Consider the following 18,980-nt stretch of genomic DNA (forward strand, 5'->3'; position numbering starts at 1 on the left):
TCCACGAGCACCAGCTCGCTAGGTCAAGGAGTCAACAAAACCGGGGGCAGTCCCCAACCCGGTTGGTTGGTAACGCGGCTGGCGGTGAGACGCCCTTGAGTGCGGTGTGGGGCCTGCGCTGATTGTAGTACTCGATGAGGTCCGGATAACAGGCTTGGCGTTCGGCTCCTGAGCTGTAGGCCCTCGCGTAAGCCCATTCCTTTGGAAGATGCGGTTGAAGCGCTCGACTTTGCCGTTGGTTTGGGGTCGGTAGGGCCTAGTGCGTTTGTGCCTGATCCCGGATTCGGCCAGGACGGCAGCGCGGGAGCGGGAGCGGGAGCGGTAGCAGGAGCCGTTATCGGTCAGCACCCTCTGGATTTTGATGCCCCGGGCTGTGAACGCGGCGATGGCGTTGCCCATGAACGCCGACGCGGTTTCCTTGGACTCGTCCGGCAGGATCTCGGAGTACACGAACCGGGAATGGTAATCCACTGCATGATGCAGGAAGTTGTAGCCCCGGACTTGGCCGCGGTCCATGGGCCGGTCTTCAGTGAGGTTCCGGGCCCGAGAGTTTGCTTCGCCCTGGACGCGGCCGTGGAAGCGGTGTCCGCCGCCGTTGGGGATGCGTCCGTTTTCTTGATGTCCACGTGGATCATTTCGCCCGTCAGGCATATTCGTAGCGGGCGGGCGCGGTCTCGGCCGCGGTCCCTGATCCCTGTGGCCGGGTCGGTGAAGCGCAGCGGCGGACACAGGTATCGGGTCAGGATGCGGTGGACCGTGGAGACATTCAGGTGTAGATCGTACGCGATCCGGGCCGGTCCCCAGCGCTGGTTCACGCGCAGTCCCAGCACGCGCCGCTCGGTGCGCCTCCGGGCGGGTGGGGGCAGCCCCGTGGCTGGCTCCTTCGGTCCTCCAGCCCAGCCTCACCCAGCTCCCGGTAGCGGCGGGACCAGCGCGCGGCCGTCGTGACAGAAACGTCGAATCTCTTCGCGGCACGGCGCAAAGGCCAGCCATCAACCACCATTCACCGGGCCAGCTGCAGACGCCCCGAATGACCTGCCGGGACAGTACAGCTAGAGATGCCAGGAACTGTCACGCGCCAGATGTCTCCGGCCGTCCCGACTGCCGCAGCAAACACGTCACCACTGAGGTGTGTCAAGGATGTGAGACAGTCGGGTAGTTTCTTTTCGGTCAGGCAGCAGCGGGAAGCGGCTGGTTTTCTCTTGTGAAGTTGGCCATCGCCGTCGCTGGCGGCAGACCATCGTTGTTGGTGGGGGCCTCCAGCGGTTGTAGAACACTTCGATGTAGCGCATAGTCGCCCGTCTCGCGTCCTGCCGGGTGGCGAAGCTGTGGTGATGGTAGAACTCGTTCTTCAGCGTGAAATCAGCGATTCGGCCACGGCATTATCCCGCCACACCCCGGTGGCACCCATCGATTGGCGGATCCTGTTCCCGGAGCACCAGGCGCCCATCGCGTTCGTCTTGGAGTTGACTCTCTAATGGGTGGTGGCTGGCCTGGTGCCTGGCTGGCAGGATGGCTGCCAGTCCTACTGAACGTGACTCTCGTTGACTCTGACCCGGTCCCGGTGTCTTTTTTATGACCTGTCCGTTCGGCAGGACTGGCGCCAGCCTGTCCTCTTCCGATGGCTTGATAGAAGGTCGTCCAGGGTGCCACCTGTGACTCATTAGAGAGCTGCCTCGAAAGAACCCTTCCAGGCCGGCGCCAGTTCACGGAATCGGCTCCCGGAAAGGAAAGACCCGCAATGACCGTCGTTGCAGAACAGTATGGCCACGTCATGGGCGTGGACACGCACGCCAGAACCCACACCTACGCGATCGTCGACACGTCTACCGGGTGTCTGTACGGCAACCGAATCGTTCCCCACCACGGCAGCTGCCATCCGCCGGGCCATCGCCTGGATGAGGCGGAACACGAACGGCAACGTGCTCGCCGCCATTGAGGGGACTTCGTCCTACGGGGCCGGGCTGACCCGTGCCCTGAAGACGGCCGGTATTCCCGTCGCGGAGGTGAAACCACCGCGACGACAAGCCCGAGCCGGGGTCGGCAAGTCCGATCCTATTGACACGCTGGAAGCTGCCCGGCAGGTTCTGCACCGGCAGGCGGAGCGTCTCGCGGTGCCGCGTGCCGACGGGCTCCGTGCCGCTCTTCGCGTGTTGTTGACTGGCCGCAAGGGACTGGATACACGGCGCACGGCGGACCGCAACGCCCTCAACGCGCTGGTGCGCACCACCGACCTCGGAGTTGATGCCCGCAAGGCTCTCACCGACGCGCAGGTTAGGATGATCGCCTGCTGGGGAGAGTGGGCCTCCGATACGGTAGACCAGCAGATAGCCCGCCAGGAAGCTGGCTGGCTTGCGGCCGCGGTCAAGGACGCGGACAGGCACCTGCGCCGCATGAAAGCGCAACTAAAGGAACTCGTCGAGCAGCTCGCCCCGGGATTCCTGGCGCGCCCGGGCATTGGGCCGGTAACCGCGGCGGTCATCCTTTGCGCGTATTCGCACCACGGCCGGATACGCTCCGAAGCCGCCTTCGCAGCCCTTGCCGGCGTTTCACCGCTGCCCGCATCCTCCGGGAACACCGTGAGACACCGGCTGAACCGCAGCGGTGACAGGCAGTTGAACATGGCCCTGGACATCATCGTGAAAGTCCGCATGGTCCACGATGAGACCACCCGGCTCTACGCAGCCCGCCGGACCGGTGAGGGCCGAACCTACCGGGAAATCAAACGTGTCCTGAAACGCTACATAGCCCGCTCCATCTTCCGCGAGCTGCAGACCGTCCTTGCTTGACAGACAACATAGAAGGGTCGTGGATTCGTGGATCCTGCCCAGACAACCGTGGATCACGGTCGCGGAGACCACGGGCCGGTCCGCGTAACTGGCCAGTTGTGGGTGGTACGAATCATGGCCGCCGCGCCGACGCGTGTCTATACCGCCACTCCGTCTATGCTGGGGATCATGCCAAAACTCGTCAACCATGAGGCCCGACGCAATCTCATCGTTGAGACTACGTGGCGGATCATTGCCCGTCAGGGATTCCAGTCGACGACGATGCGCGAAATCTCCACCGAGATGGGACTCACCCACGGGGCACTCAGCCACTACTTTGCGAGTAAGGACGATCTGTTGCTCGCCAGCTATGTGTACGTCTTTGACCGTACGAACAAGCGCATCGAGGCACGCCTCGGCAATCGCCGCGGACTCGAGGCCCTACAGGCCATGGCCGAGGAGATGATGCCCCTTGGAGACGAGCAACGCCTGGAGGCCCGTGTTGTTCTTCCGTTCTGGGAACGATGCGTCACCTCGGAGCGCTTCGCGGCTGTCCACGGTGAAGGGATGGAGGGGCTCACGAGCCAGTTCGTGCGCTTCCTCGAAGAGGCTGTCGTTTCAGGCGAAGCGACGCAAAATCTTGATGTCCCGAAGACCGCGCGCACACTATTGGGCCTCATCTCAGGAATGCAAGTTCTCGCCGTACTAACAAGCTCTGACTATCCGCCCCGTGTGTTGAAGCAGATGCTTGAAGACTTCCTGGACGACTGCGTGGCCCACCCTCGGCGCGAACACTCAGAGTAGACCACGCTGCGAACCATCGCTACTGTAGGGCCGTGACAGTGTCGGGGTGTTGGGCGAGAGCGAAGTCCGAACTGTAGAGCTCATCATGTCGCCCCGTGACCAAACTCACAGCAAGTTGCCCCAACGCCGGCGCGAACTTGAAACCGTGGCCGGACAAGCCCGCAATTGTAACGATGCGACCGGACGGGTCGAGGTCTACGACCGGAACACGAGAATTGGTCACACTGTCGTGGTGGATAGTGTGGCGCACTGGTTCAGGGGAGAGATCTGCGAAGAAGCGCATTGCGTTGTGGCTAATTTCCTCGATGGACGCCCGTGAGGCCACGAGCGGAACGTCGTCGACGTCGGTGAGCAGTTGCTCATCGGACGTGTGGGACACCACCTTGACGCTATATCCGTCCAGCGAGGGCACGCCGAACATATGAACGCCGTCCTGATCGCGGAGGAACGCAGGGAAGACGTCGGCGGCGTATCGACTGATGTCATTCGGGGCGAACCAAGTGAGAGCGATGGTGGCAACGTTTACAACGCTCGAGAGTTTCGGTCGCAGCTTCGCCGTCCAGGAGCCAGCCGTGACAACGACTTGAGCGACACGGATCGAACGATTCGTTGTGCGGATGACGATTGACTCGCCCTCCTCATCGATCCCGACGACAGGTTCTCCGTCAATGACGGTACCTCCCGCTGCGACGGCAGCCTGCACCCCGGCCAGCACGGCAATCTCCGAACGGATACCGCCTCCAAGCAAATCGAGAACCGCTTCCGTGCCGTCAGGCACGATGTGCTGCGGATACGTATTTCGAAGCTCCTGCGTCGAAAACGCCCGGTGCGGCAGATCGTAGCGGCGGATACTCTCAAGCGTCGACTCGTAGGGTGCGTGGCCTGGCTGATCGACAGCCAGCATGCCGTGGGGCAGAAAGATTTCGCGGCCCACGGAACGTTCGAGGTCGAGCCACATCTCGCGGGAGCGCAGGAGAAGCGGAACGTACCGCCAACCCTCGTGATATGCCGCACGGAATACGCGCGACTCTCCGGCATAGGAGCCGTATGAATGACCAACGCCCCACTGCTCGATTCCGACCACGGATAGGTCTGTCGTGGTACAGAGCTGCCACATCGCCATGGAACCTACAGATCCCAAGCCGATCACTGCGACATCGAATTCTTGGTTTACCATCGCTCATTTCTCCTTTTCAACGCCGAGCTGAATGCCCGAACACGGGAGTCGGGCGACGGCGTACTTAACGATATGATTCACCAAGCGGTGAAAAAAAAGCAAATGGACACCGTCACTATCTCCGAAAGGGACCACCATGAGCGACCAGCGAATCGACTTCCTTTACCTCAGTGAGGATGACATGATCGCCGCGGGGGTGACGGACATGGCCGCCTGCGTCAACTCGATGAGCGACATGTTCGCCGCGCTCGGCGTCGGCGATTACATAATGGGTGGCGCGAGCCGGAACTCCCATGGCATCATCATCGATTTCCCGGAAGTGTCCCCGTTCCCCAACATGCCGCTCGCGGGCCCCGACCGCCGCTTCATGGCGATGCCCGCTTACATCGGGGGACAGTTCGATGCAATCGGAGTGAAGTGGTATGGGTCGAACGTCGCCAACCGAACTCGCGGACTGCCTCGGTCAATCCACATGTTCACCCTCTCCGACAAGGAGACCGGAGCGCCTTTGGCTCTGATGTCGGCCAACCTGTTGAGCGCCTACCGCACCGGCGCAATCCCCGGCGTCGCCGCACGCTACCTCGCAAAGAAGGACGCCCGGGTGCTCGGAATCGTCGGACCCGGCGTGATGAACACCACGTCTCTTGAAGCCTTTCTCGTTACCCGACCGTCAATCGAGCGGGTAAAGGTGTTCGGCCGCAGCAGATGTTCGACCCAAGCGTTCGTTGACCGGGCACAGCAGCAGAATCCGCGCCTGCGCATTGAGATCGTCAGTGAGCTAGAAGATGCCGTGCGCGGGTCGGACATTGTGAGCGTGGCGACATCGAGCGCTGCCGGGTCACACAACTACCCCTTCATCGACGAGCGTTGGATACAGCCCGGTGCGCTGGTGAGCGTGCCGGCGACGATCAATTTCGACCCGGAGTTCGTGCTCAAACGCGCGCGCAATGTGGCTGACAGCATCCGGCTCTACGAGACGTATGCTGAAGAGCTCGGTGCGCCCGCCCACGAGGACGTCGGAAACCTCGGCGTGTTCTGGAACGACCTTATTGCCGCCGGTCGCATGGAGCGTTCGACGATAGACGATCTTGGCCGCATAGCAGCAGGTCGCGAGCCTGCCCGCATCTCTGACGACGAGATCATCCTGTTCGCCGTTGGCGGCATGCCCGTGCAAGACGTTGCGTGGGCAACCAGCGTCTACCGCACGGCTGTGGAACGGGGCATCGGCACGAGTCTCAATCTGTGGGAGAAGCCAGCGCTGGCATGACCACCCAGGGCGTCCATCGATCCAGTCGCGTCAAGCACTCGTTCAGGCAATTCTGACTTCGAAGCGACGGGCGATCTGCTCTTGTCCGCAACTGGTGCCGGATTCTTGCGGAGACGCTCGGCTGTTGAAAGTGATATCGAATCGATGGTCATCGAGGGACGAGAAGGCTCAAGAAGAAGGCGACGTGGGCGCCAAGCATGCCCCGGGCTCAGCACCCGGGTGCATCCTGTCGTCTGTCTGCCAGTTCCTCCAGCGCCGTTGCGTCGGACGCCGCTATCTAGGGGCGCGGCCACACGAGCAATCAAACGACCGCCGGCAGTCACACTGCGCAAGACACAGTCGCATGACAGGTCAGCAGGGTGCGGACGATCGCAGAACTGCCGGCGAGACCCCAGCCTCCTTCCCGCTGCGCTGGGCCGCGCTCACCCTCCCCACGGGTCGCCTAACAAGGCCATTCTCACGACCACGATTTATCGCGGTTTCGGCCATCGTCGTCTGAAGGCTCTCGGGCCTCCACCCCGAACCAATGCAGCTTCGGCGAACGCAGTTGTCCACTCCGACAGTGAGACTGTCCGTACCCAGTACACCTCTGACGAGTTCCAGAAATGGTGGGGACTCTAAATTTTCCAGTGTAACTTTTGATGAAGAGGAGACACCTGTGACAGATGTGACAGCCGCTGCGGTGGACGCAGTGGACGAGGAACTGGTTCGGCAGCTGACCGAGCGTGCCCGGGCCGAGGGCCTGCAGTTGGCCGGGGAGGGCGGGCTGCTGCAGAAGCTGACCAAGCTGGTGATGGAGTCCGCGCTCGATGGCGAATTGGACGATCACCTCGGCTATGACGAACACGATCCGGCCGGCCCCGACGGCCGCAACTCCCGCAACGGCCGGCGGTCCAAGACGCTGCTGACCGAGGCCGGGCCGCCGGTGGAGATCTCGGTGCCGGGGACCGGGACGGGTCGTTCGAGCCGCGGATCGTGGCCAAGCGGCAGCGGCGGCTGACCGGGGTGGATGACCTCGTCATCTCGCTCTCGGCCAAGGGCCTGACCCATGGCGAGATCGTGGCGCACCTGGCCGAGGTGTACGGGGCTGAGGTGTCCAAGCAGACCATCTCCACGATCACCGACCGGGTGCTGGAGGGGATGGGGGAGTGGCAGAACCGGCCGCTCGATCCGGTGTACCCGGTGATCTTCATCGACTGTGTGAACGTGAAGATCCGCGACGGGCAGGTCGCGAACCGCCCGATCTACGTCGCCCTGGCCGTGACGGTTGACGGGACCCGGGAGATCCTCTGGCTGTGGGCCGGGGAGCACGGCGACAGCGAGGGCGCCAAGTACTGGCTCCGGGAGCTGACCGAGATGAAGAACCGCGGCGTGGCCGACTGCTGCATCGTGGTCTGCGACGGGCTGAAGGGGCTGCCGGACGCCATCGCGGCGGTGTGGCCGCAGACGGTCGTGCAGACCTGCATCGTGCACCTACTGCGCAACAGCTTCCGTTATGCCTCGAAGAAGGACTGGTCGCGGATCGCCAAGGACCTCAAGCCCGTCTACACGCCCCGAGTGAGGCGGCCGCGCTGGACCGGTTCGCGGAGTTCTCCGGCGAGTGGGAGAAGTGCTTCCCGGCCATCACCGGGCTCTGGACCAACGCGTGGGCCGAGTTCGTGCCGTTCTTGCAGTTCGACAACGAGATCTGCACGACGAACGCGATCGAGAGCATCAACGCCCGTATCCGCCGCGCCGTGAACGCCCGCGGCCACTTCCCCCGTTACCTTTTTCGTAGCCTGTTCCTGTTGCAGGATGAGGGTGTGCTGGCCTGCTGGCCCCGGCATGATTGCCGCCCCCAGTCGTCAATGATCCGAATCTTCTATATCTGTCAAGCCGCCCTCGGGACCGTGTCGTTAGGGGTGTGGAGTGCGTTCAGGGCGCGATAGAGGTGCCGGGCGAGATATCTCTTGAGGATGCGGCGGATCTCTCGTGGGTTCTTGCCTTCGGCTTTCTTGCGTTCGGCATTGGCCCGTGTGACGGGGTCGTGGACCATCCTGACGACGGTGGCCATGTGGAGCGCACTGTTCAGGCGCCTGTCGCCTCCCTGTTGAGTCTGTGTCGGACTGTGTTCCCCGACGATGCTGGGATGGGATTGACCCCGGCCAGAGCGGCGAAGGCGGCCTCCGAACGTACCCGGCCCAGATGCGACCAGGCTGTGTAGACCACGGCGGCGGTCACGGTCCCGATTCCTGTTTCCTCCAGAAGCGGAGCGGCGGGGCTGGACTCCAGGAGCTCCGTGGTGCGGGTGTGATTGTCCTTGAGCTCGGCGTCCAGCGTGGTGATGCGCTTGGCGAGCCGGACGGCCTCGGCCCGCGCAGTCAACAGAGCCAGCTCTTCGTCGCGGGCGCGCCAATGGGAGATCTCGGTTATCTGGGTATCGGTGAGGGGCTTGCGGGCGTCGATTCCCAGGTCGACGGCCCGCAGTAGGGCGGTAAGGGCGTTGACCTTGGAGGTTCGCTCGAGAGTCATCTGCTCTCTCGCGGCGACCAGGACGCGCAGGGCGGCACGGATTCCATCGTCCTGTCGCGGGATTCGCAGGTGAGCCTCGTCCAGTGGAAGAGCTGCTGCAGCGATGGCGGCCGCGTCCAGCGGATCGGATTTTCCGGCGCCCCGGCGGGCGGGTGCGTAGGCCCTAGGGGCTTCAACGACTCGGTACCCCGCCCTTCCGACGGTGCCCGTGAGCAGGGCCCCGTAGCTGCCGGTGCCCTCGATGACCCACAAGGCACCGAGGTCGCCGCCCGTGCGACGTGCGGCCCAGGCGATCGCACGGTTCCTGCCGGCGTGGGTATTCGGGAAGGCCTGGGTGCCCAGATGCTCGCCGCTGGCTGCGATAACGGCATAGGTATGTGTGCGGGCGTGGGTGTCCACGCCGATGACGAACGGGTGGGTGCATGCGATAGTGGTCATCGCGACTGGGTTCCTTCCTCACGAACGGGCAGATGCTTCAGGCCGCGGTGCGGCCGGACGCGCCGGCCCGGGTGAAGGTCACTCCGAGGCATTCCTGTGATGAGCCACAGTCCTAAGGGGCTGGGCAGTCTTCTGATCAAGCCATCGAGGTGGGCCGGGCAGGCACTGGCCGCCATTCCGCTGACCGGACAATTCGGATCCAAGGCCCACGAAAGGGCCGAGGGGGTGTTGAGTCACAGCCAGGAAAAGGCGTCCAGCACCAACCCTGCCAGCCAGTCCCAGACCAGCCACGTCAAGACTCACAGGGGGGTGTTGTCACCGGGGTCCGGTAGGTGCCGGAGAGACCGCTAATAGAGGCAGGACAGTTTGGGATCGTCGTGCGTAACGTGGATGCCGGGCTCTGACACCGCGGACAGTCCAGCACAAGTATCAGCTGCTACGACTGGGAGGTACAGGTGATCGGAAACCACGGAAGTATTGATGTCTTCATGGGCCTGGACGTCGGCAAGGGCGAGCACCACGCCGTTGCCGTGGACCGGACGGGGAAAAAACTCTTCGATAAGGCTTTGCCCAACGACGAGTTCAGGCTGCGTGAGATCCTTGACTCTTTGAAGAAGCACGGCAGTATCCTGCTCGTGGTCGACCAGCCAGCCACGATCGGTGCACTCCCCGTCGCGGTTGCCTAAGCCGCCGGTGTCACTGTCGGATACCTGCCCGGTCTGGCGATGCGCCGGATCGCGGACCTTCACCCTGGCGAAGCGAAAACCGATGCCCGGGACGCGTTCATCATCGCCGAAGCGGCCCGGACCATGCCGCACACGCTGCGCTCCATCCAGATCGCCGACGAACAGCTCGCGGAACTGACCATGCTCTGCGGCTTCGATGACGATCTGGCTAAACAGGCCACCGCGACGTCGAACCGGATCCGGGGCCTGCTGACCCAGATCCACCCGGCACTGGAGCGTGTCCTTGGCCCGCGTCTGGACCACCCGGCCGTGTTGGATCTGCTGCGGACCTGGCCGACCCCCGAAGCGCTCCGCCACGCCGGCCGGCGCAGGATTGGGAAAAGGTTGATAAGGCTCGCGCCCAGGATGGGTGAACGCCTTGCCGGCGAGATCATCGATGCGCTGGACCAGCAAACAGTGACAGTGGTCGGAACGAACGCCGCGACGATCGTTCTGCCCCAGCTCGCCCGGATGCTTGCCGACATCCGCGAATCGCGGGACACCGTTTTCACCCAGGTTGAAGCCCTCGTGGAGGCCCACCCTCTTCACCCGGTCCTGACATCACTCCCGGCGGTCGGTGTCAGGACCGCAGCACGGATCCTCACCGAGATCGTCGGCAAAGAATTCGCCTCCGCCGGACACCTGGCCTCCTACGCGGGTCTGGCACCGGTGACCTGGCGATCCGGGTCATCCATCCGCGGCGACCACCCATCCCGGAAAGGAAACAAAATCCTCAAAAGAGCCCTATTCCTCTCCGCGTTCGCTGCGCTGAAGGATCCTTTGTCGAGGGCCTACTATGACCGAAAACGGGCCGAAGGCAAACGACACAACCAAGCCCTCATCGCCCTCGCCCGCCGCCGCTGCGACACGCTCTTCGCCATGCTCAGGGACGGCACCCTCTACGAAGCGCGAACGCCTTCAGCGGCTTGACGAAAACCATAGAGGCACCCCCCCGAGCAGGCCGCGCTGAAGTGCGTCTACCTGGCGATCATGAGCCTCGACCCACCGGCAAGGGCCGGAAACGCTGGAGCAACCGCTGGAAGGCCGCACTCAACGCCTTCGAGATCACCTTCGACGGACGCCTGTCCGCTGGCAGGAGCTAAGAATCACAACCCCCAGTTACACCGAATAATTGACAGACCCAAATGGTGCCGCGCTAACGCGGTCACCCACGCCATGGGCAAGGTTGGCGTGTGCTGGGACTGTCAGTCGGATCTTGTCGAATCATCAGCCGTGGATTCGGAAGCCCTGGTCGTGGCGGCTTGACCCTTTGCTGAGATAGACGCGCTGGTGTCTTTGCGTTGATTTGTCAGTCCCGCGGCCGGGCATGCAACAAGCACTGCCGCCGGACCGGGCGTGACCTGATAGCGCCTCTGTGTGTCAAGTGGCGGTTTTTGGGCGTGCTGGTGATCGTGGAGGATTCGGCGATACGGGACGTTGGAGAGGCGCCGTTTGAGTGCCCTGCGGGCCTCGCGGGGTGTTTTTCCTTCGGCGGTTTTCTTCATGTAGTAGTCGCCGCCTGGCCGGGTTTGCGGCTTTGGCAGACGGCCAGGGTGTGCAGCACCGAGTTGAGCTGCCGGTTGCCTCCGGTGTTGAGCCGGTGTCGGTTTTGGTTGCCGCTGGAGGCGTCCAAGGGCGCCGTGCCCGTGTAGCTGGCGAAATGTGAGGCGCTGGGGAACCGGGTGATGTCACCGACGTGGCCCAGGAGCTTTGCCGCCAGGAGGGCGCCGACTCCGGGGATTTCCTGCAACGTAGTGGCGGATGCTGCCAGGGCGTCGCGGGTCTGTGCCTCATTGCTTTTGATGCCGGCATCGATGCGCCGCAGATCGGCCAGCAGTTCCCGGGCGAGCTCGCGTCTGAGCGCGTCGGTGGCTGTTGCCAGCCTGATGGTACGCAGCGCGGCGGCGGCCTTGTCGGCACTGAGGCCGGTTTTCGACACCGCCGCGATCAGTTCGCGCAGGAGCGGTGCAGGCGGTTGAGCAGCCGGCTCGTTCGTGGCCGAGGTCTTCGCGGCGTTCGGCCAGCCGGCGCAGAATCGTGCTCTGGTTTTCGGCGCTGACGGCGCGCAGATTCTTCTGCCAGAGGGCAGTGATGGCAAGGGCGAACGCATCGGCCGGGTCACTCTTCCGGCCATCGCCCGTGGAGTGGGTCCTGACTTTCATGGCAAGTGTCGAGGGGACATCGGCAACGGACTCGCCGCGGGCAACGAGGATCTGGGCAATTCCGCGGCCCAGGCCGTTGGCGCCTTCGATAGCGAATCTGCGGGTCAGGCCATTGCGCGGCCCAGCCCAGCAGTTGCTTGGCGGTGCCGGCGTTGACCACGAAGCGCCGCACCGCGAGCTGACAGCCCGAGGAATCGATGGCTGAGGCGGTGATGGAGGATTTATTCGGGTCGATGCCGATAACGATGATGTCCGGGTTTCCTTTCGCCGACGTCGATGATGGATCACCCGCGGCGGGCACCCTGACTTGAAGTCTTTGCATGCCTCTGTCGAGCCACGCCCCGTGCGGGTGCCAGCGGTGCGGCATGCCATCAGTGAGCCAACCCGGACGATACGGGCGGCAAGGAGCTTGCGGACCTATGCCGGCTGACACCCTGGACGCTACAAGACTGCAGATCCTGCGGCATCCCGGCACCATGGCATCAGATACTCTCACTCACACTCGATCAAGGCATGGGGTCGTTGGTGTTGACACGCACAAGCACGTCCATTCGCCGCGGTGATGGACTCGGTCGGCGGGATCCTGGCCAGATTGACGGTCGCCACCGGTTCTCGCGGGTTCCGGCAACTTCTCGACTGGGCTGCGTCTTTCGGTAAGGTCATCGCGTTCGGTATCGAAGGCACATACGGCTCCGGGCTGAGCTCATTCATACGCCGGCAAGGACTCAAGATGGTCGGGGTGAACCACCCCGACCGGTGGATGCGCAAACTGGCCGGCAAATCCGATGTGCCCAATGCGGAGCACGCCGCACGAGCCGTTCTGGCCGGTTTCGCAACCGCGGTCCCAAAAACCGCCGACGGTGCCGTCGAAATGATCCGCCAACTCAAGGTCACCCATGACACCGCCGTGAAGGACCGAACAGCGGCCATGGTAACGCTCAAGCCATGCTCATCCAACCCCCGCATCGCGTGGCGGCAGTATTCCAGTTCGCCTAACCCATTGCTTTTTTTAACCAGCTGGTGAATCATATCATCCGGACGCCGCGCTCGATTTCCCGTCTTTCGGGCATGTACTGCGGCGCAGACAGGAGAGTTATGACTACCACTCAAGCCCGCGAGGAACAATTACCCGCCGCGGCTAAAACCGTACGACTTACGGGCCGACTCGGCCCGGTGGCCATCGTTCTAATGGTCATGGCCGCTGCCGCGCCGCTCTCGGTGCTCGGCGGGATGGTGCCGCTGGGACTCCTTATCGGCAACGGCATCGGACTGCCCACGTTGTTTCTGCTTGCGGGGCTCGTGCTGATCATCTTCGCGTTTGGATTCACCCATATGACCCGATTCGTGCCCCGGTCGGGGGCGTTCTTCCACTACATCGCGGCGGGTCTGAGCCGTCCGCTCGGTCTCGCGGCGGCATGGGTGTCGATCTTCGCGTACTTTGGCGTGCAGATCGGCCTGCTGGCCCAGATCGGCAGTGTGCTGGAAGAGACGGTGGGCAGGCTCGGAGGACCGGACATTGACTGGTGGGTCTACAGCTTCGTAATCCTCGCCGCGATCGGCTATCTCGGCTACCGCAACATCGACCTCAGCACCAAGGTGCTCGGCCTGCTGCTCGTGGCCGAGATTGGGATCGTGGTCGTCCTTAGCATCGTGGTCGTCGGGACCGGTGGAGCCGAGGGACTCACACTCAATACGTTCGGCTGGGACAACGTTATGTCGGGTTCGCCGGCGATCGGTCTCATGTTCTGCATGGCCTCGTTCCTCGGCTTCGAGTCGACCGCCATCTACCGTGACGAGGCCCGCGATCCCGAGCGAACCATTCCACGCGCCACCTTCGCCGCCGTCATCATCGTCGGCGTGTTCTATGGATTCGCGTCGTGGATGATGATCATGGCCTGGGGTGAGGATTCAGTGGTTGCTGCTGCCGCCGCGAACCCAGTCACCCTCATTGTCGAAACTGCCTCCCAGTACCTTGGACCTGCGGGTGTGGTTATCATCAATGTCCTCCTTCTCACAAGCGTCTTCGCCGCGATCCTTGCCTTCCATAACGTGATCGCGCGCTACTTCCACGCCCTCGGACACGGGGGCCTCCTTCCCACTGGGCTGGGCCGTGCTCACCCTCGCCACGGGTCGCCCTACAAGGCTAGCCTCACGACCACGATTATCGCGGTTTCGGTCATCGTCGTCTGCATGCTCACGGGCGTATCCGCCATGCAAGTGCTTAGCTGGAGTACTGGAGACGCAGCCCTCGGAGTTATGGCCCTCATGGCGCTGACCTCGCTGTCCGTCGTCGTCTTCTTCCGCCGCACCCGCCTGTCGACGCGCGTCTGGCAGGCAATGATCGCGCCGGCCGTAGCATTCCTGGCTCTAGGAGCGATCGTGGTCCTCCTCGTGCTCAACTACCCCATGCTTGTGGGCGAGACGGACGCGAACGGCGCCCCCGCCTTCGGCCCGCTCTCCGTTACGCTCCTGGCGCTTCTCGTTCCATTCATCGTCACAGGTCTCGTGCAGGCGGCCATCGTGAAACGCCGCAACCCCGAGGCCTACGCCCGCATAGTCGACTTCGACGCATAGAAGGCCGGCCTGGGCAGGCGGACCCGTCGACGCCGACAACCCCTGCCCAGGCCTGCGAGAGATCCCTAGGTAGGAATCGAACAGTCTAAAAAGACGGCTTCGGCGCGCTAAGGGACACCATGCGACATACAGAAGTAGAACGGGCACCCACGGAACTGATCCAGACAAAACATGCTCACGGCTTTGCTACGGCATCCACAGGTGACAGGAAAGAAAGATCATGAAAAGCAGAATCGTCTCCGAGCTTCAGCATGCGGTGACCTCCTGACACCGAGCCTCCTCAAACGACACCACAGCCTCCTTGCCAAGGCTGTGGTGTCGCAGATCCGTGCCGGCTCCACAGCAAGTGGAACAGTGTCGGCAGGACAGTGACCGGGTCGCTCGCAGCGGCCACCAGGTCACGTATCGACGCCGGGCCATTCGAGAGGATGTCCATCAACAACGTCGCGGTGGCTTCGCGTGAACACCGTGGACGGTAGCCAGCGAGCCACCGCAGATTCGTCAGAAGGACCGGAGGCAGCGCTCCGCGCCGGCGGTAGCTCCAGCCGACGCGGTCGTACAGGTCCTTGGTTGCCTGGAAACGTCCCCGTCGGCTGTGTCAGGAGGGCGTCCGGCCTAACGTCAAGCACGACTGCGGACCCGTCGCGACGGCGGATGAAGTAGTCAGGAACGTTGGCGAGCGGGAGGATGGAGGCAAGGTGATGCTGAAAGGCTGGGATGAAACACCAATGACGGGTCAAAATCGAATGACATCAGACGATCACGTTCGCACCAGGATTCGAACCCGACATGGCGTTGATTCGTCGCACCCACCACAAGCCGGCGAAGTTGTGTTGGCCCTTGAATGTGGCTGTTCACCGAATCGGGAGGACGTCCTAAATGCGACCGTCCAGCAATCGTCAGGGATGCAGTTTGCCGGAGAGCTGCTGAAATCGCACTCTGAACGTCAGGGTGCATGCAAATCATACTGCCCCGGCAAAACTGTCGGACTGGGCAACGGCGTCTTGCCTCCGTGGTATATCCACTCCCACAAATCGTGTGATCCTGTCCCGTTGACTGCGTGGATTGCGTACAGGCCGCTCGTGCCCGTGCATTGCCGGGCGCCAGGGCGAGGCTATCGCAATAGATACAACGATCCGGGCGCGGACTGAAGGCACGTATAGATCTGTGGAAGACCGGGGTCACGGCGTCCTCGCGCTGTTATGTCCAGCAGGTAGGGCATACGACGTTCACCCACGAGTGCAAAGATTCTTTCCTTCGCGCGGGTTGTCCCGTTTGCCCTCCAAGACCATCAACTTCGTGTTCATCCGCAAGAGGCAAGTCGTCGACGAATCAGCCGTCGTCAGCCACCTGTAGTAGTCTGCACGGCACCCCTCCACAGGATCCATTGGGGGCGTGCAGCTCAACCGATATTAACGTAGCGACACAGAGCCCCCGATCGAGCACACAGGATACTTGACCAGGGGACATAATCCCGTGGTCCGCTCAACGAACCCGAAAGGACCGGGCGCCAAACGCGGGTGCTTCAATCAACAGAATCGCTTGCCCACAAACCCCTCTCACGCCGGGTAAGTCAATAGCTCCGGTGGCGAGAAATCTTTCCCTCAGCATCAACCACCTTCGGACTGGAGCCAGAAATGACCATCGCCCCCGCCAGCATCCACGCTCTTGACGTGGAAGGAGAAAACCCTTGAACGCCATCTACACTACCGAGGCAGTCTCCACCGGGGCAGGCCGAAACGGCAGTGCCCGCACCGATGACGGGCGGCTCGAACTCCGGCTCGCCGCTCCCAAGGCGCTCGGCGGTTCCGGCGACGGGACCAACCCCGAACAACTCTTCGCCGCGGGCTACGCCGCATGCTTTCACTCTGCTCTGCAGTTGGTGGCGCGCCAGGCCAAGGCGGACATCGGCGAATCGAGCGTCGGGGCTAGGGTCAGCATTATTAACGACGGTCAAGGCGGCTTCGGCCTTGAGGTCGGCCTCGAGGTTGTCATCCCCACTCTTTCGCACCACGAAGCCACGGCACTCGCCGAAAAGGCCGACAAGGTCTGCCCTTACAGTAATGCAACCCGGGGCAACCTCGATGTCACTATTACCGTAACGGACGACTGAGCAGGTAGCTGAAACCCCCTCCGCTCCGGAACCTGCAATACATGACCGCGATGGTGCGCGCCTGGGGCGCGGATCAAAATGTGCCACAGGATGTGGCACATTTGCCGTGGGGCCACATCAGAACCATTCTGGACAAGGCGGCAACCGCCGACGAGAGGGACTGGTACGCCGCCGCGGCCATCCAGTACGGGTGGTCGCGGTGCGGCGCCATCGAACTTCACCCGCCAGTTGGCTGCCTCAGATTCCGAGCTGGCCCAGCAGATGGCCAAAGATCCTTACAACTTTGAGTTCCTGGGCCTCTCCGGTGAAGTCGCCGAACGCGAGCTCGAGAACGCCTGACCAGCAGGATCACCGAGACCCTCCAAGAGTTGGGACCTGCTTAGTTGCCGGGTTGCTGGAACGTGCACATGAATACAACGCCGATGGCAGCAAGCCCCCGTTTGTCGAGCGGCTGCGAATCTTCGGAAGGTACCTCCGACTGGACGTCGACCCGCTCGGAGACGTCGACGTTGAGCTCATCTTCGGCCGTCGCATCACGGACCCGAAAGCCATCCACGACTACACGAAGGCCAGCGGGGGGATGTTCGGTTCATACATCGACCAGCTGATGTGGCCGCAGAAGGAGCTCGTTCAGCATCTCCGAAACCGATCCGCGGCCCTGAACATCACGCTGGAGGACGTCCGATCGGCTGCGCAAGGAAACCGCAGCGACCGTCAACGGTGCGGGCGACTCACACTTCAAAGATCCGGCGTTCGTGAAGGCGGCCAAGGACATGCACGAAGCCAAGCTCCTGGCAGAGGGTGGCTTCAAAGGCTCCAAGTGGGCGTCACTTGAGCAACGATACGAACGCGCCGAGAAGGAACTCTTCGCCCGCCTGGAAGGCGTCGGCCGTGACATGGAGAACCGTGTCGCCGGCGACGACAGCAGCCGGCTCAAAGACCAAGGCCTCAAGAATGAAAGCACGTCGGCCACTGACTACGGCTCTGCAGAACGGCAGGAGACCTTCGCAGCATCCCTGTCCGGCACCGGTGCCAACGACACACAAGTCCGCGGACGCATCGCTGCCGAACGCAGCGAAGGCACACACCCCAGCGCAGCGGTAGCCATGGGCAAAGGCGCAGCCAAAGCCAAAAAGACCCGAACAGGGGTTGCTGTGGGTGCCCACAGAACAAAGAACGGACCCAGCCGTTAGGGCTTCCGCCTGAAGCGCCAAGGAGCTCGAGCAGGGGGGAATGGACTAGTAGGCTCTTCGGGTAGTTGTGCAGACGGTGTCCGCACAATTGCCCCAAACTCTGATGCCCTCAGGCTTGCCGTAGGCAAAATGGCCGGCGTGGCTACTGCAGGCCTACTGCGCACTGCTTCCTCCCTTAGTTTCCCCTGCTGGAGCCGGAAGCGGAGGGCGGTCTTGTTGGCCAGGGCGCGGTCATGAGTAACCACGAGGATGGTGGTGTTGTGGTCCCGGCTGAGCGAGCTGAGGAGCTCAATGATGTGGTTACCCGTCTGCTCGTCCAGGTTCCCGGTGAGTCCATCGGCAAGGATCAGCTTGGGCTCCTCTTTTGAACGAATACAAAAGGGGCGGGGCCACTTCGCAAGCAGTTTTTAGGAATAGATCCCGCCTGAAAAGCTGTCAGAACTTTGTTTGTGACCTCCTGGGCCCGTGGTCATTCTTTGGAATCCACCACGGGGGGGGATTAGCCGACCCTGTCAGTCTGAAGCGCGAGCACGTCACTGGCAATCACCATACGTCGGCCTAGACCGCCGTCCACCCAGATCCAAAAGCATGACTCGTCAGCCATCACAGCGTCTACGGTGCCGCTCATAGCTTCGTGCTCCGTCCATAAACATAGATGTTCGCCTGGCACGAGGAGCGCTGATTCTATCCTTACCTTTTCGGTTTTTCGGTAAGGCTGAATCCGATTATCTTGTCTCGCATCAGAGGAACTGATCTGTGAATCTTGGGTGGAAGATGGCGCAACGCCCGCGGATGGGTAGGGGGGACCCGGGACGGGCGGTCGCAGCTCTTGTGGGTGTAGGACTGGACAGAAGTTAAGCTCTTTAACTAAGCAGGCGACCTTCTCTCTCGTTTCAGCGGCCACCAGATGCGGACGGTTGATGGCTTTTGAGACCGTGGAGACGGAGAGGCCTGCGACAGCGGCAATGTCGCGAATTCTAACTCCCGGGATTTTTAGTTCCCCCAATGGGATTTTGTCCAGCATGTTGAAGCTCCTGGTCTGTGATAACCGTTGAAGTTCGCGCACTCAGTTTCCGCGGCGGCCTGAATTGCGGCCGGAGCTTGGGAAGCTGTCGCTGGTCATCTAAGAGTTCCGGTAAGGCTGGCTTCAGCTGCAACCCCTGCTTCTTTGGTGATGCGGGCCGCGGTCTGTTGGCCCATCCTGATGGCGCCGTCAACGTGCTGGTAGCCTTCGGCCGCCAGGTCGGA

At 62.5% G+C, this 18,980-nt stretch carries 12 protein-coding genes and 9 pseudogenes; 12 read left to right on the forward strand and 9 right to left on the reverse strand.

Features of this window, described 5'->3' with window-relative positions:
* Positions 1–31 precede the first annotated feature (31 nt).
* Both QRN51_RS23480 and QRN51_RS18190 read right to left on the reverse strand, forming a co-directional pair.
* Positions 32–1,003: pseudogene (locus tag QRN51_RS23480) on the reverse strand (IS481 family transposase).
* A 115-nt stretch (positions 1,004–1,118) separates the two neighbouring features.
* Complete coding sequence (locus QRN51_RS18190) at positions 1,119–1,370, reverse strand: IS3 family transposase (protein WP_502870879.1); 252 nt, start codon at positions 1,368–1,370, stop codon at positions 1,119–1,121.
* Between QRN51_RS18190 and QRN51_RS23485 the strand changes: the two genes are divergently transcribed.
* From QRN51_RS23485 to QRN51_RS18200, 3 genes and pseudogenes are all read left to right on the forward strand, one after another.
* Positions 1,335–1,478: a hypothetical protein gene (locus QRN51_RS23485; protein WP_502870878.1), complete on the forward strand. Its 144-nt coding sequence runs from the start codon at positions 1,335–1,337 to the stop codon at positions 1,476–1,478. The genes QRN51_RS18190 and QRN51_RS23485 overlap by 36 nt on opposite strands.
* A gap of 263 nt (positions 1,479–1,741) precedes the next feature.
* Positions 1,742–2,789: pseudogene (locus QRN51_RS18195) on the forward strand (IS110 family RNA-guided transposase).
* A 168-nt stretch (positions 2,790–2,957) separates the two neighbouring features.
* Positions 2,958–3,572 (forward strand): TetR/AcrR family transcriptional regulator, encoded by a 615-nt coding sequence (locus QRN51_RS18200; protein WP_284991228.1) that lies wholly within the window; start codon positions 2,958–2,960, stop codon positions 3,570–3,572.
* Positions 3,573–3,591: 19 nt separating this feature from the next.
* Here QRN51_RS18200 and solA read toward each other — a convergent pair whose 3' ends face one another.
* A complete protein-coding gene (solA, locus tag QRN51_RS18205; RefSeq protein WP_284991229.1) occupies positions 3,592–4,749 on the reverse strand; it encodes an N-methyl-L-tryptophan oxidase in 1,158 nt (385 codons plus the stop codon).
* Positions 4,750–4,885: 136 nt separating this feature from the next.
* Here solA and QRN51_RS18210 point away from each other — a divergent pair, with 136 nt between their 5' ends.
* The gene (locus QRN51_RS18210) at positions 4,886–6,016 is read left to right on the forward strand and encodes a tyramine oxidase subunit B (RefSeq protein ID WP_284991230.1); all 1,131 of its coding nucleotides are present in this window, start codon (positions 4,886–4,888) and stop codon (positions 6,014–6,016) included.
* A 658-nt stretch (positions 6,017–6,674) separates the two neighbouring features.
* Positions 6,675–7,776, forward strand: a pseudogene (locus tag QRN51_RS18215) (IS256 family transposase); the annotation flags it as partial.
* 110 nt (positions 7,777–7,886) lie between these two features.
* Here the strand turns inward: QRN51_RS18215 and QRN51_RS18220 are convergent.
* Positions 7,887–8,965: pseudogene (locus QRN51_RS18220) on the reverse strand (IS110 family RNA-guided transposase).
* 390 nt (positions 8,966–9,355) lie between these two features.
* Here QRN51_RS18220 and QRN51_RS18225 point away from each other — a divergent pair.
* Positions 9,356–10,620: pseudogene (locus QRN51_RS18225) on the forward strand (IS110 family RNA-guided transposase).
* Between the two features lie 18 nt (positions 10,621–10,638).
* Positions 10,639–10,793: pseudogene (locus QRN51_RS18230) on the forward strand (IS256 family transposase); the annotation flags it as partial.
* A gap of 398 nt (positions 10,794–11,191) precedes the next feature.
* On the opposite strand, the gene QRN51_RS18235 reads toward QRN51_RS18230, so the two are convergent.
* Together QRN51_RS18235 and QRN51_RS23405 are read right to left on the reverse strand one after the other, a co-directional pair.
* Positions 11,192–11,629 carry a transposase gene (locus QRN51_RS18235; RefSeq protein WP_284991232.1) on the reverse strand — a complete coding sequence of 146 codons (438 nt, stop codon included), beginning with the start codon at positions 11,627–11,629 and terminating at the stop codon, positions 11,192–11,194.
* A gap of 106 nt (positions 11,630–11,735) precedes the next feature.
* Positions 11,736–12,224: pseudogene (locus QRN51_RS23405) on the reverse strand (hypothetical protein); the annotation flags it as partial.
* Positions 12,225–12,414: 190 nt separating this feature from the next.
* Here QRN51_RS23405 and QRN51_RS18245 point away from each other — a divergent pair.
* From QRN51_RS18245 to QRN51_RS23410, 4 genes and pseudogenes are all read left to right on the forward strand, one after another.
* Positions 12,415–12,876, forward strand: coding sequence for an IS110 family transposase (locus QRN51_RS18245; RefSeq protein ID WP_284991237.1), 462 nt, complete (start codon positions 12,415–12,417; stop codon positions 12,874–12,876).
* Between the two features lie 71 nt (positions 12,877–12,947).
* Positions 12,948–14,426, forward strand: a complete 1,479-nt coding sequence (locus QRN51_RS18250; RefSeq protein ID WP_284991234.1) for an APC family permease — start codon at positions 12,948–12,950, stop codon at positions 14,424–14,426.
* Between the two features lie 1,690 nt (positions 14,427–16,116).
* Entirely contained in the window at positions 16,117–16,539 is a 423-nt protein-coding gene (locus tag QRN51_RS18255; RefSeq protein WP_284991235.1) for an organic hydroperoxide resistance protein, read from the forward strand.
* A 32-nt stretch (positions 16,540–16,571) separates the two neighbouring features.
* A pseudogene (locus QRN51_RS23410) lies at positions 16,572–16,727 on the forward strand (DUF1016 N-terminal domain-containing protein); the annotation flags it as partial.
* Positions 16,728–16,918: 191 nt separating this feature from the next.
* On the opposite strand, the gene QRN51_RS18265 reads toward QRN51_RS23410, so the two are convergent.
* Positions 16,919–17,095, reverse strand: coding sequence for a hypothetical protein (locus QRN51_RS18265; RefSeq protein ID WP_284991236.1), 177 nt, complete (start codon positions 17,093–17,095; stop codon positions 16,919–16,921).
* 199 nt (positions 17,096–17,294) lie between these two features.
* On the opposite strand from QRN51_RS18265, the gene QRN51_RS18270 reads away from it, so the two are divergent.
* Entirely contained in the window at positions 17,295–17,732 is a 438-nt protein-coding gene (locus QRN51_RS18270; protein ID WP_350225003.1) for a hypothetical protein, read from the forward strand.
* A gap of 140 nt (positions 17,733–17,872) precedes the next feature.
* On the opposite strand, the pseudogene QRN51_RS18275 reads toward QRN51_RS18270, so the two are convergent.
* A pseudogene (locus QRN51_RS18275) lies at positions 17,873–18,091 on the reverse strand (ABC transporter ATP-binding protein); the annotation flags it as partial.
* A gap of 140 nt (positions 18,092–18,231) precedes the next feature.
* Entirely contained in the window at positions 18,232–18,756 is a 525-nt protein-coding gene (locus tag QRN51_RS23415; protein ID WP_350225004.1) for a LacI family DNA-binding transcriptional regulator, read from the reverse strand.
* Positions 18,757–18,980 lie beyond the last annotated feature (224 nt).

Source organism: Arthrobacter sp. efr-133-TYG-120, from assembly GCF_030209785.1.
GTDB lineage: Bacteria > Actinomycetota > Actinomycetes > Actinomycetales > Micrococcaceae > Arthrobacter.

Bases quoted from the DNA above. Each gene is read 5' to 3' on its own strand.
- QRN51_RS23485 (WP_502870878.1), top strand. From the start codon at position 1,335: ATGGTAGAACTCGTTCTTCAGCGTGAAATCAGCGATTCGGCCACGGCA.
- QRN51_RS18200 (WP_284991228.1), top strand. From the start codon at position 2,958: ATGCCAAAACTCGTCAACCATGAGGCCCGACGCAATCTCATCGTTGAG.
- solA (WP_284991229.1), bottom strand. From the start codon at position 4,749: ATGGTAAACCAAGAATTCGATGTCGCAGTGATCGGCTTGGGATCTGTA.
- QRN51_RS18210 (WP_284991230.1), top strand. From the start codon at position 4,886: ATGAGCGACCAGCGAATCGACTTCCTTTACCTCAGTGAGGATGACATG.
- QRN51_RS18245 (WP_284991237.1), top strand. From the start codon at position 12,415: ATGGACTCGGTCGGCGGGATCCTGGCCAGATTGACGGTCGCCACCGGT.
- QRN51_RS18250 (WP_284991234.1), top strand. From the start codon at position 12,948: ATGACTACCACTCAAGCCCGCGAGGAACAATTACCCGCCGCGGCTAAA.
- QRN51_RS23415 (WP_350225004.1), bottom strand. From the start codon at position 18,756: ATGCTGGACAAAATCCCATTGGGGGAACTAAAAATCCCGGGAGTTAGA.